We start from the raw sequence: 12319 nt of genomic DNA, 5'->3' as shown, positions 1-12319 counted from the left end.
AGCGAGCGCCGTGCAGGCGCGTGCCAGTGCCGCTACGGCGGGCGGCGGTGGCATGGCCTCGGAGCGCGCGCGTGGCGCGCTGGCGGCGCGGCTGCGCGCGGCCGGCATCCGCGACGACCGCGTACTCGACGCGATTGCCACCATCCCGCGCCACCTGTTTGTCGAGCCCGGCCTGTCGTCGCAGGCGTATGAAGATGCGGCGTTGCCGATCGGCCACCAGCAGACCATCTCCAAGCCGTCGGTGGTGGCTCGCATGATCGAGCTGTTGCGCGATGGCCTCGGCGCGGATGAGCCGCTGGAGCGTGTGCTGGAAATCGGTACCGGCTGCGGTTATCAGGCGGCCGTGCTGAGCCTGGTGGCGCGCGAAGTGTTCTCCATCGAACGGATTCGTCCGCTGCACGAACAAGCCAAGGCGAACTTGCGGCCGCTGCGGGTGCCAAACCTGCGCCTGCATTATGGTGATGGCATGTTGGGTTTACCCCAGGCGGCGCCGTTTTCGTCGATTATCCTGGCGGCGGCCGGCATGGAGGTGCCTCAGGCGTTGCTGGAGCAGCTTGCCATTGGCGGGCGGCTGATCGCGCCCGTGGCGGTGCCTCCCTCCGCCGGCGGGGCCGGGCAGACCGTCACACAGCAATTATTGTTGATCGAGCGGCGTAACCGGCATCGCTTTCACCGGACCGCGCTTGAAGCCGTTTTCTTTGTGCCATTAAAATCGGGCACTATCTGAGTCGAACTATGCACAATATCGTGAACACGGAACGTTTCGCCCGCGCCGGGCAGCTCGCTACCGCCTCCCTGCTGCGGGCCTTGCGGGCCGCCTGCGCCTCCCCGCCCATGCCGGCGCCCGTGGTGGACCGCACCTCGGGAGCCGGCGTCGCCGGTGTCGTCCCGCTGGAACCCGCGCCGCCTGGGTACTATCGCGTCAAGCGAGGCGATACGCTTTATCGAATCGCGCTCGAGAACGGCCAGTCCTATCGCGATGTCGCGGCCTGGAATTCTCTGGCCAATGCCAACCAGATCGAAGTGGGTCAATTGTTGCGCGTGGCGCCTCCTGGCGCCGACGTCAACGCGGGCACCGGCGTAGCCACCATGCCGGTGGCGCCGGGTGGCGTGCAGGGCCAGCCGATCGACCAGGCGCGTCCTGTGCCCACGCCGGTTCCGTCGACAGCCACTGCCGGCGGGGCTTCCGCGCCCGTGGCGGCGGCCTCCGCGCCAGCCGCCGATGGCTCGGTCAAGCTGGCATGGCCGGTCACCGGCCAGCTGATCGGGCGTTTCGACGAAAAAGGCAACAAGGGCATTGATATTGCCGGCAAAAAGGGCGATCCGGTGCAAGCAGCCGACGATGGCCGCGTGATTCACGTTGGCCCCTTGCGCGGCTACGGGAATCTTGTCATCATCAAACACAACGATACATATCTCACTGCGTACGGCCACAACGACAAGGTGCTGGTGACGGAGCAGGCAACGGTCCGCAAGGGACAAAAGATTGCAGAGATGGGCAACAGTGACACCGATCGTGTGAAGCTGCATTTCGAGGTACGCAAGAACGGGAAACCAGTCGATCCGATGCGGTATCTGCCGCCACAGTGAGGGTTCATGCCACGCCAGAAAACTGTCTCCACCGGAAGCACCAGCCGCGCTCGGCGTCCCAAGCAGCCGGAGTTGCAGCAGTCCACTGGCGTGGCGCAAGCCGATGCCGATGCAGATTCCGAGGCCTACGGCCAGGACCCGGCCGCCGACCTGGTGCCGCTTACCGATGAGCCCATCACCACGGGCACGGCGGTAGGCCTGCGCGAGGCCGACCTGATGGTCGAGGAAGTCGAGCGCCAGGCCCGCGACGAGGACGAAGAAGAGTCCGAGGACGAAGAAGAGGGCGAGGCCGCCGCCGAGCCGGCCGCGCCCGATCATGACGACTTCCGCACCGTGCTGCACACCGAACTGGCAGCCGACACCGTCCAGCATTACCTGAATCGCATCAGCATCAAGCCGCTCTTGTCCGCGCCGGAGGAACTGCATTTTTCCACCCTGGCCAAGGGCGGGGATTTCTCGGCGCGGCAGGTCATGATCGAGCGCAACCTGCGGCTGGTGGTCAGCATCGCCAAGGGCTACCTCAATCGCGGCGTGCCGCTGCTGGACCTGATCGAGGAAGGCAATCTCGGTCTGATGCACGCCATCGAGAAATTCGATCCCTCCCGCGGATTCCGTTTCTCGACCTACGCCACATGGTGGATCCGCCAGAGCATCGAGCGCGCCATCATGAACCAGGCGCGCACCGTACGCCTGCCGGTCCACGTCATCCGCGAGCTCAACCAGGTGCTGCGCGCCAAGCGCCATCTGGAGAAGGGTGGCACCGACGGCCGCGATGCCAGCCTGGAAGACATTGCCCACCTGCTGGGCAAGACCCCTGACGAAATACAAGACGTGCTCGCGCTCAACGAGCACACCACCTCGCTCGACACGCCATTCGATCTCGATCCCGGATCCAGCCTGCTTGATTTCCTCTCGGACGAGCACAATGCCGCGCCCGACCAGGAAGTCGCCCACCGCGAGCTGGAAAACCTGATGAAACAATGGTTGGCGCGTTTGTCCGAAAAGCACCGCTATGTTGTCGAGCGCCGCTTCGGGCTTAATCACATCGAGCCGGCCACGCTGGAAGAACTTGCCGAGGAAATGGGGCTGACGCGCGAGCGTGTGCGCCAGATCCAGCAAGAGGCGCTGGTCAAGCTCAAACGCCATTTTGCTTCGCAAGGCGTGCGCAAGGACGCTGTTCTATGACACCTGTGCTGGTATTCGACATCGAGACGATTCCCGATGTCGATGGTTTGCGTCGTCTGCACGACCATCCCGACTCCATGACCGATGCCGAGGTCGCCGAACATGCTTTCGCGGCCCGCCGCGAGAAAAACGGCACCGATTTCCTGCCACACTACCTGCAGCGCATCGCGGCCATTTCCTGCGTGCTGCGCCGTAACCAGCGCGATGGCACACCGGTTTTCCACGTGGGCTCGCTTGGCACGCTGGAAGACGGCGAGGCGGTGCTGATCCAGAAGTTCTATGACCTTGTGGCGCGCTACTCGCCCCAGATGGTGTCGTGGAACGGTGGCGGCTTCGACCTGCCCGTGCTGCATTACCGCGGGCTGGTGCATGGCATCGTGGCGCCGCGCTACTGGGAAATGGGCGAAGGCAGCGAGTCCGACAGCCGCGAATTCAAGTGGAACAACTACATCAGTCGTTACCACATGCGGCACCTGGACCTGATGGACCTGCTGGCGATGTACCAGCCGCGAGCCAGCGCACCGCTGGACGATCTCGCCAAGCTGTGCGGCTTTCCCGGCAAGATGGGCATGGACGGCAGCAAGGTCTGGCAGGCCTACCAGGACGGCCAGTTGCCCGCGATCCGCGATTACTGCGAAACCGATGTCGTCAATACCTACCTGGTGTACTGCCGCTTCCAGTTGATGCGCGGCGGCCTGACGCCGAAGCAGTTCGATACCGAAATCGAATTCGTGCAGGAGTCGCTCGCCGAGTTGCCGGGTTCGCAGTGGATCCAGTACCTCCAGTCTTTCCGCATCAAGCCGGTGTATGCCGGCGGCGATGACGACGAAGAACCGGAAATCTAAGCGCCCCTCCGTGACAGACCCTTATTCGTCCGCCAGCGACAAGTAGATCGGCTGGTGGTCGGATGCCCGCGTTTCGCCATCCACCTCGCAGCACAGCACGCGCGACAGCAGGTCCTCTGTCAGGAATGCGAAGTCACAGGCAAACGGCGCCTGCGGCCATTGCTCCCTGTCATACAAGGCGCAAGTTGGCGCATGGGGCTTGCCGGGGTGGGTATGCGTCCAGGCGTCGTGCCAGCCGATGATGCCGGTTTCGTGGCAACCGTCGTATGGCGCCAACATGCGCAGGTAAGCGATATCGTCCGGCGCGCCGTTGAAATCGCCGCACAGCACGGCGGAAGCGGGCCGTGCTTCGGGTGTGAACGGGCCGGAGCCCGTCTCGCGCAGGCCGGGTTGGCTGGCGTGCTCGCAGGCCTCGCGGTGCCAGGCGCGCAGCGCGTCGGTCTGGGCCGCGCGCTGATGTGTCGAGTAATACTCCAGGTGGGTGCAGATCACACGCAGGCGACGTTCTCCCGTCATTACCGTTGCTTCCAGCGCCACACGCGGCATCGACGGGACGGTTGGATCGGTGGGCCAGGGCAGGGCATGGCGAAACACTTCGAGCAAGGGCAGGCGGGTGGCGATGAGGTTGCCGAACTGGCGTGGCGCGCCGTCCACTGTGAAACGGTCCACCGCAGGCGCGTAGAGGATCCGGTAGCCGGGCAGCAGCGCCGCCAGTTCGGCTACCTGGTCGGGCCCAGGCGCGCCTGCGAGGTCGGAATAGTCGCGCGTCACCTCCTGCAGGCAGAGTACATCGGCGTCGGCGATCGCGTGCAGCGTCCTGACGGTGCGGGCCAGGTCGACGCGCCCGTCGGCGCCACGACCCCACTGGATATTCCAGGAAATCAGTTCCATGTCGCCCCCTGCTCGGTTGCCGCGGCGCGCGGTGCCGGTGTTCTGTGCCGGGAGTGCCTCGCGCGTGCTGCACCCATGTTGCGCCTATCTCGCGCGCTTGTCCCGGTCTTCATGCCACCGGGCTTGCCGCAGGGCCGCCCGGCTGTGCGTCTGGACTACAATCGCGCTTTCACAAAACAATACGTCAGGTTCCCCAGGTGTCTCAAGCCGTGACTCTTACGCAAGCCCATTCTGCGCCAGAAGGTGGCGCTTTCGCCTCCCCGGCCGTGCCCGCACCGGTCAAGCCTGTGCCCGTGCAGCTGCCCGTCGTGCAGATCCACAGCCTCGACATGGAGGCGCGCGGCGTTGGCCGGCTGGTCAATGAGGATGGCAGCCCGGGCAAGGTGATTTTTGTCGAGGGCGCGCTGCCGGGCGAGACCGTCAGCTACAGCAGCTTCAAGCGCAAGGCCAGCTTCGAGCAGGCCAACCTGGGCATGATCAAGAAGGCCTCATCGATGCGCGTGAAGCCGGGCTGCGAGTATTTTGGCGTTTGCGGCGGTTGTTCGATGCAGCACCTGGACGCACGCGCGCAGGTGGCCATCAAGCAACGCGTGCTGGAAGACGATCTCTGGCACTTGTCGAAGCTGCGCCCGGACGTGGTGTTCCGCCCGATCGCTGGCCCGGACTGGGGCTACCGCTACCGGGCGCGCCTGACAGTGCGCTACGTGGCAAAGAAAGGCGTCGCGCTGGTCGGCTTCCATGAGCGCAAGAGCAGCTATGTGGCTGATATGGCGAGCTGCAAGGTTCTGCCGCCGCACGTATCGGCCCTGCTGGTGCCGCTGCGGGAGCTGATCACGGGTTTGTCGATCCGCGACCGCCTGCCACAGGTGGAACTGGCGGTGGGGCAGGACGTGACAGTGCTGGTGCTGCGCATCCTGATGCCGCTGACCGAGGCCGACGAGGCGTTGCTGCGCGCCTTCGCCGACCAGCATGGCGTGCAGTTCTGGCTTCAGCCCAAGGGCCCGGACACGGTGGTGCCGTTCTACCCGCTGGACCGCGAACTGGCCTACACGCTGCCGGAATTCAATATCCGCATGCCGTTCAAGCCGACCGACTTTACCCAGGTCAACCACCAGATCAACCGCGCGCTGATCGGCCGGGCGCTGCGCTTGCTGGACGCCCAACCGGATGACCGGCTGCTCGACCTGTTCTGCGGCATTGGCAATTTCACGCTGCCGCTGGCCACGCGCGGCCGCTCGGTGATGGGCATCGAAGGCAGCGAGGTCCTGACCACCCGGGCACTGGCCAATGCGGTCATCAACGGGTTGGACCACAAAACCGAATTCGCCTGCAGGAACCTCTTCGAGGTGGGTGCGGAAGACATCGCCGCGCTGGGCCGTTTCGACCGCTGGCTGATCGACCCGCCGCGCGAAGGTGCGCTGGCGGTCAGCAAGGCGCTGGGTGAACTGGCTCAGGCTGGCAGCGACGTGCTGCCCAAGCGCATCGTCTACGTCTCGTGCAACCCGGCCACGCTGGCGCGCGATGCCGGCTTGCTGGTGCACGAGGCCGGCTACCGGCTTTCCGGTGCTGGCGTGGTCAACATGTTCCCGCACACCTCGCATGTGGAATCGATTGCGGTGTTCGACCGCGGCTGAGCGACTGAGGAAGGCGGGCGCGGCCTTGCGGCCGCGGCTAAGAAAAAAGGCCAGCGCGGGTGCGCTGGCCTTTTGGTCTGGGGCAGGGCGGCGGCGGCGCCCGCCTTAGTCGCGGTTGCCGCCGTAAATGCCCAGCAGCGCCAGCAGGTTGGCGAAGACGTTGTACACGTCCAGGTAGATCGCCAGCGTTGCCGTGATGTAGTTGGTCTCGCCACCGTTCAGCACGCGCTGCACGTCAAAGAGGATGTAGGCGGAGAAGATGCCGATGGCGATCACCGAAACCGTGATCATCAGCGACGGCAGTTGCAGCCAGATGTTGGCGACGCTGGCCAGGATCAGCAGGATCACGCCGACGAACAGGAATTTGCTCAGCCCGGAGAAATCGCGCTTGCTGACGGTAGCGATGGTAGCCATGGCGCCAAACACCGCCGCTGTGCCGCCAAAGGCATACATGATCAGTGCAGGGCCATTGGAGAACTGCAGCACCGACCCGATCAGGCGCGACAGCATCAGCCCCATGAAGAAGGTGAAGGCCAGCAGCAGGACCACGCCCATGCTGCTGTTCTTGGTCTTCTCGATGGCATAGAAGAAGCCGAACGCGATGCCCAGGAACAGGATCATCGACAGGCCGGGGCTGCCTTTCATCAGGCTGAAGCCCGTGGTGACGCCGATCCACGCACCGATGACGGTGGGAATCATCGAAATGGCAAGCAACCAGTAGGTGTTGCGCATGACCCGATTGCGCACCACGACGTCGCTCGTCGCGGTGCCGCTGCCGAAACTGTATGTGTTCAGCTTGTTATCCATGGTGACTCCTGTCTCGAAACGGTGAGGCGCCGGGGTAACCCAGGCGGGCACAACGCCAATGTGGCATCGCAGTAACGGAATTGCAAGGGTTGAGGGAACGTATCAGCCACATTTTCGCAAAATCCGCGCTGCCAGTGGTGATTTGATCGCAACCGGCCTCCCGCGTTCCCTGCGCGTGGCACGTCATTTAAAGTGATTTTTAAGTGACTTTATGGTGTGTGCCGTGCCTTGGTTGGCTCCCGGGAACCTGCGGCCATGGGGCATCTCGAAACCATAACCGTCTCGTGCTAGAATTGCACGTTTACTTGACTTGTAACCCCTTCATTTTTTGGAGTTTTTATGGCGATCGAACGCACCCTGTCGATTATCAAGCCGGATGCCGTGGCAAAGAATGTCATCGGCCAGATTTACGCTCGTTTCGAGGCCGCAGGCCTGAAGATCGTGGCTGCCAAGATGGTTCACCTGTCGCGCGGTGAAGCCGAGCAATTCTACGCAGTGCACGCTGCCCGCCCGTTCTTCAAGGACCTGGTGGACTTCATGGTTTCCGGCCCGGTCATCATCCAGGCCCTGGAAGGCGAGAACGCCATCGCCAAGCATCGCGACCTGATGGGCGCAACCGACCCGAAAAAGGCAGAAGCCGGCACGATTCGCGCCGATTTCGCTGACAGCATCGACGCCAATGCCGTTCACGGCTCGGACGCAGCAGAAACCGCTGCCGTCGAAATCGCTTTCTTCTTCCCCGGCATGAACGTTTACAGCCGCTGATTGTCTGGTCTATTCCACAAGACTAGACTGCCATAGAAGTTGATACTGCCGTCATGAACACTCTCGTCAACCTGCTCGATCTGGATGCGGACGCGCTTACCGCCTATTGCGGAGAGCTCGGCGAGAAGCCGTTTCGTGCGCGGCAGTTGCAGCGCTGGATTCACCAGTTCGGCGCCAGCCGTTTCGATGCCATGTCGGATCTCGCCAAGTCGCTGCGCGAAAAGCTCGCCACGCGCGCCGAGATCCGCTCGCCTGCCGTCATCACCGACAACCTGTCGGCCGACGGCACGCGCAAGTGGCTGCTGGACGTTGGCGCCGGCGATGCGGTGGAGACGGTGTACATCCCTGAGGAGACGCGCGGCACGCTGTGCGTGTCTTCGCAGGCGGGGTGCGCCGTCAATTGCCGGTTCTGCTCGACCGGCAAGCAAGGCTTCTCGCGCAACCTGTCCACTGGCGAGATCATCGGCCAGTTGTGGATGGCCGAGTTTGCCATGCGTGCCCAACTGGGCCGTGGCGCCAAGGACGACCGCGTCATCTCCAACGTGGTGATGATGGGCATGGGCGAGCCGCTGCTCAACTATGACCAGGTTGTGCCGGCCATGCGCCTGATGCTGGACGACCATGCCTACGGGCTGTCGCGCCGGCGCGTGACGCTGTCCACCTCCGGCGTGGTGCCGATGATGGACCGGCTGGCCAAGGATTTGCCCGTGGCGCTGGCGGTATCGCTGCACGCGTCCAACGATCCGTTGCGCGACATGCTGGTGCCGCTCAACAAGAAGTACCCGCTCGCCGAGCTGATGGCGGCTTGCCGCCGTTACCTGGAATTCGCCCCGCGCGATTTCATCACTTTCGAATACTGCATGCTGGATGGCGTCAATGACGGCGTCGAGCATGCCCGGGAACTGCTGAAGCTTGTGGCCGATGTGCCCTGCAAGTTCAACCTGATTCCGTTCAACCCCTTCCCGGAGTCGGGCCTCAAGCGCTCAAACAACGAGCAGATCCGCCGCTTCGCCCAGGTCCTGATGGACGCCGGCATCGTCACCACCATCCGCAAGACGCGCGGCGACGATATCGATGCCGCTTGCGGCCAGCTCGCGGGCGAGGTCAAGGACCGTACCCGCCTGGCCCAGCGCGGCAAGTTCGGCAAGATCACGCCGATTGTGGCGGCGCCCGCGGCCGGCCAGCCGCAAGAGGCCCGGCCTGCATGACCCGTCTGATAGTTGCGGTCCTGATGGGGCTGGTGCTGCTGTCCGCGTGCCAGTTGCCGCCGCCGGCCAAGCCCGAGTTGCAGACCGCATCCGACCAGACCGAGCTGAGCCGGCGGGCTACTATCCGTCTCCAGTTGGCTACCAGCTACCTTGAAGCCGGACAGTACACCGTCGCGCTGGACGAGGCCAAGCAGGCCATTGCCATCGACCCGACGCTGGTCGACGCGTACCATATCCGCGCGTTGGTCTACATGAACATGAACGAGCGCGTGCTGGCGGAAGAGAGCTTCCGTAGCGCGCTGGCCATGCGCGCCGATGACGGCGACGTGCTGAACAACTACGGCTGGTTCCTGTGCGTGAACGGGCGCTATGCCGAGGCCGTGCCTTACCTGGAGCGCGCGGTCAACGCGCCTTCGGCAAGCGGGCCTGGCAAGGCACTGACAAGCCTTGGCGCCTGCCAGCTGCGCAATGGCAACAGCGAGGCAGCCGAGAAGAGCTTGTTCGGCGCCTTGCGCTACGATCGCAACAATCCGGTAGCCAACAACAACCTGGCGCTGCTGTATTACCAGCGCGGGGACTACCAGCGTGCCCAGCAGTATATCGGCCGCATCAACAGCAGCAATTTCGTCAGCGCGCAATCCCTCTGGCTGGGTGCGCGCATTGCCCGCCGTCAGGGTGATGTAGCGGCGCAGAATGCCCTGGTGGCACAGCTGCGCAGCCGTTTCCCCGATTCGCGTGAGTTGACCGCATACGAACAAGGAGCATGGGATGAGTGAGCACGAGCGCGCCGAAGGCCAGACTGCAGCGACGGGTCATGCGGGGGGTACCCCTGCGGATGCCGGGCGCGAGGCGGTGGCGCGCGAGATCGGCGAACGCCTGGCGCAAGCGCGCAAGGCTCAGCGTTTCTCGCTGGAAGATGTCAGTGCGCGGCTGAAGGTCGCCTCGCACAAGCTGGCCGCCATCGAGCAGGGCGACGTCGCGGCACTGCCCGACGTGACCTTTGCCAAGGGTGTGATGCGCGCCTACGCACGCATGCTCCAGATCGACATCGACGCCTTGCTGGCGCGTTTCCACGCGCAGGCTGTGCCGGTAGTGGAAATCGGCATGCGCCGAGAAGGTGGCCTGAACGAAAGCTTCGACGACCGTAACCGCTTTGGCTCCGGTGGCTCCGGCGGCCGGTGGATCTGGCTGGCCCTGGTGGTCGCCGTGATCGGTGGCGGGGTGCTGTTCGGGCTGGACCACTTCAAGCAATGGATCGAGGCGCGCAAGGAAACGCTTACGGCACCCTCGGCGGCCGAAGCCACGGTGCAAGGCAGCGAGCCCGGTACCGTCACGGCCGCACTGCCGCCGGTGATGGCCGCGTCCGATGCCCCGGCGCCGTCCGAGTCGCTGCCCGCCAGCGGTCCGGCGGCGGTGGCGCCAGCGCTTTCGGCGGCACCCGCACCTTCGGCAGCACCAGCTCCGGCCGCCGTGGCCGCCGTCTCCGCGGTCGCTGCTTCAGCGGCAGTGCCGGCCCCCGCAGCGGCAGACGGGGCCGCCGAGCTGCGCATCCGTTTCGCATCGGACACCTGGTACGAGATCCGCGACCGTAGCGGCAAGGTTGTGCTCGGCGGGACTGCGCGCGCGGGCCAGGATCTCAGCGGCGGCGGTACGCCACCGTACAAAATCGTGATCGGCAACGTCAAGGGCGTCGAGTCGCTGACGCGCAACGGCGCGCCGGTCGACCTGAAAGCGGCCAACCGCAATAACGTGGCGCGCCTGACGCTGCCCTGAACATCGTTTCTCCAGCCATGCGCAACGCCGCATTGCAAGGTGGTAATGCTATGAACCAAAAGGCTTGTATGCCGGTGCTGCCCGGCCCGCTGCCCCGCCGCAAAACGCGCCAGGCGCGCGTGGTGTGGGGCGACAACGTGGTCACGATCGGTGGCGACGCTCCCGTGCGCGTGCAGTCGATGACGAACACCGACACGGTGGACGCCATCGGCACCGCGATCCAGGTCAAGGAGCTGGCGCGTGCCGGTTCCGAAATCGTGCGCATCACGGTGAACACGCCGGAAGCCGCGGCTGCGGTGCCCGCCCTGCGCGAGCAGCTGGACCGCATGGGCGTGAACGTACCGCTGGTGGGCGACTTCCACTACAACGGCCACACGCTGCTGCGCGATTACCCCGACTGCGCCCAGGCGTTGTCGAAGTACCGCATCAACCCCGGCAACGTGGGGCAGGGCGCCAAGCGCGATACGCAATTCGCGCAGATGATCGAGATGGCCTGCCGCTACGACAAGCCGGTGCGCATCGGCGTGAACTGGGGCAGCCTGGACCAGTCGCTGCTGGCGCGCATCATGGACGAGAACGCCCAGCGTGCCGAGCCGTGGCCGGCGCAGAACGTGATGGTCGAGGCGTTGATCACCTCCGCGATCGAGTCGGCGAAGAAGGCCGAGGAAATCGGGCTTTCGGGCGATCAGATCATCCTGTCGTGCAAGGTCTCGCAGGTGCAGGAACTGATCGCTGTGTATCGCGAGCTGACCAAGCGCTGCGACTACGCATTGCACCTCGGGCTGACCGAGGCGGGCATGGGCAGCAAAGGGATCGTGGCCTCCACCGCCGCGCTGTCGGTGCTGCTGCAGGAAGGCATTGGCGACACCATCCGCATTTCGCTGACGCCGGAACCCGGCGCTGCGCGCGAGAAGGAAGTCTACGTGGGGCAGGAGATCCTGCAGACCATGGGCCTGCGCAACTTCACCCCGATGGTGATTGCCTGCCCGGGCTGTGGCCGTACCACCAGCACCACCTTCCAGGAACTGGCATCCAGCATCCAGAGCTATCTGCGCGAGCAGATGCCGACCTGGAAGACCGCCTACCCCGGCGTGGAAGAAATGGATGTGGCGGTGATGGGCTGCATCGTGAACGGGCCGGGCGAAAGCAAGCATGCCAATATCGGCATCTCGCTGCCGGGCTCGGGCGAATCGCCGGCGGCGCCGGTGTTTGTCGACGGCGTGAAGGTCAAGACGCTGCGCGGCGATCGCATCGCCGAGGAATTCCAGGCGATCGTGGACGATTATGTGCGCACCCACTACGGCAACAAGGCCGGGAGCGCCGGCAATGAGGTGGCAGCCTGAGCCGTTGCGGCCAGGCGCTACAGGGAAAGACAAGACACAATGAACCAACCCGTGAATCCGGCGGCCGCCAGCGATGGCGCCAAGGCTGCCGACAGAAAGGCAGAGAGCAAGAGCAAGGCGGTGAAAGCACTGCAGGGCGTCAAGGGCATGAACGACATGCTGCCCGCCGACGCACCGCTGTGGGAGCATTTCGAGAACGCCTCGCGCGCGATGCTGCGTGCCTACGGCTACCAGCAGGTCCGCACACCCATCGTTGAGCACACGCAGCTGTTCGTGCG

The 12319-nt window shown here is 64.7% G+C and carries 12 protein-coding genes and 1 pseudogene; 11 read left to right on the top strand and 2 right to left on the bottom strand.

The annotated features are described in order from the left end of the window. From AC1DS3_RS26600 to AC1DS3_RS26585, 4 genes are all read left to right on the top strand, one after another. A partial coding sequence (locus AC1DS3_RS26600; protein WP_477128283.1) for a protein-L-isoaspartate(D-aspartate) O-methyltransferase occupies window positions 1–727 on the top strand: 727 nt, incomplete at its 5' end. An 8-nt stretch (window positions 728–735) separates the two neighbouring features. After that, entirely contained in the window at window positions 736–1590 is an 855-nt protein-coding gene (locus tag AC1DS3_RS26595) for a peptidoglycan DD-metalloendopeptidase family protein (RefSeq protein WP_477128282.1), read from the top strand. Between the two features lie 6 nt (window positions 1591–1596). Then, entirely contained in the window at window positions 1597–2775 is a 1179-nt protein-coding gene (gene rpoS, locus AC1DS3_RS26590; RefSeq protein ID WP_150992413.1) for an RNA polymerase sigma factor RpoS, read from the top strand. Continuing rightward, window positions 2772–3620 (top strand): 3'-5' exonuclease, encoded by an 849-nt coding sequence (locus AC1DS3_RS26585; RefSeq protein WP_174423309.1) that lies wholly within the window; start codon window positions 2772–2774, stop codon window positions 3618–3620. Before rpoS ends, AC1DS3_RS26585 begins: the two co-directional genes overlap by 4 nt. Window positions 3621–3641: 21 nt before the next feature. Here AC1DS3_RS26585 and AC1DS3_RS26580 read toward each other — a convergent pair whose 3' ends face one another. Then, window positions 3642–4511 (bottom strand): endonuclease/exonuclease/phosphatase family protein, encoded by an 870-nt coding sequence (locus tag AC1DS3_RS26580; protein WP_477128281.1) that lies wholly within the window; start codon window positions 4509–4511, stop codon window positions 3642–3644. A gap of 299 nt (window positions 4512–4810) precedes the next feature. Between AC1DS3_RS26580 and rlmD the strand changes: the two genes are divergently transcribed. Beyond that, window positions 4811–6145 (top strand): 23S rRNA (uracil(1939)-C(5))-methyltransferase RlmD, encoded by a 1335-nt coding sequence (rlmD, locus tag AC1DS3_RS26575; protein WP_477109593.1) that lies wholly within the window; start codon window positions 4811–4813, stop codon window positions 6143–6145. Window positions 6146–6250: 105 nt separating this feature from the next. Here the strand turns inward: rlmD and AC1DS3_RS26570 are convergent, their stop codons facing one another. Further along, window positions 6251–6952 carry a Bax inhibitor-1/YccA family protein gene (locus AC1DS3_RS26570; RefSeq protein WP_477128280.1) on the bottom strand — a complete coding sequence of 234 codons (702 nt, stop codon included), beginning with the start codon at window positions 6950–6952 and terminating at the stop codon, window positions 6251–6253. Between the two features lie 339 nt (window positions 6953–7291). On the opposite strand from AC1DS3_RS26570, the gene ndk reads away from it, so the two are divergent. From ndk to AC1DS3_RS26540, 6 genes and pseudogenes are all read left to right on the top strand, one after another. Beyond that, window positions 7292–7717 carry a nucleoside-diphosphate kinase gene (gene ndk / locus AC1DS3_RS26565; protein WP_006157747.1) on the top strand — a complete coding sequence of 142 codons (426 nt, stop codon included), beginning with the start codon at window positions 7292–7294 and terminating at the stop codon, window positions 7715–7717. A gap of 53 nt (window positions 7718–7770) precedes the next feature. After that, on the top strand, window positions 7771–8925 hold the full coding sequence (rlmN, locus tag AC1DS3_RS26560; protein WP_006157748.1) for a dual-specificity RNA methyltransferase RlmN: 1155 nt from the start codon (window positions 7771–7773) through the stop codon (window positions 8923–8925). Then, the gene (gene pilW / locus AC1DS3_RS26555; protein WP_441640345.1) at window positions 8922–9701 is read left to right on the top strand and encodes a type IV pilus biogenesis/stability protein PilW; all 780 of its coding nucleotides are present in this window, start codon (window positions 8922–8924) and stop codon (window positions 9699–9701) included. Before rlmN ends, pilW begins: the two co-directional genes overlap by 4 nt. Beyond that, window positions 9694–10698, top strand: a complete 1005-nt coding sequence (locus AC1DS3_RS26550) for a helix-turn-helix domain-containing protein (protein WP_441640346.1) — start codon at window positions 9694–9696, stop codon at window positions 10696–10698. Before pilW ends, AC1DS3_RS26550 begins: the two co-directional genes overlap by 8 nt. A 50-nt stretch (window positions 10699–10748) precedes the next feature. Next, complete coding sequence (gene ispG / locus AC1DS3_RS26545; protein ID WP_441640347.1) at window positions 10749–12041, top strand: flavodoxin-dependent (E)-4-hydroxy-3-methylbut-2-enyl-diphosphate synthase; 1293 nt, start codon at window positions 10749–10751, stop codon at window positions 12039–12041. A gap of 39 nt (window positions 12042–12080) precedes the next feature. Continuing rightward, window positions 12081–12319 (top strand): annotated as a pseudogene (locus AC1DS3_RS26540) (histidine--tRNA ligase); the annotation flags it as partial.

It is taken from the genome of Cupriavidus sp. 01L46 (genome assembly GCF_056399905.1).
Note: the sequence above shows the minus strand (reverse complement) of the source record. Positions and strands in the feature narration are given on the sequence as shown.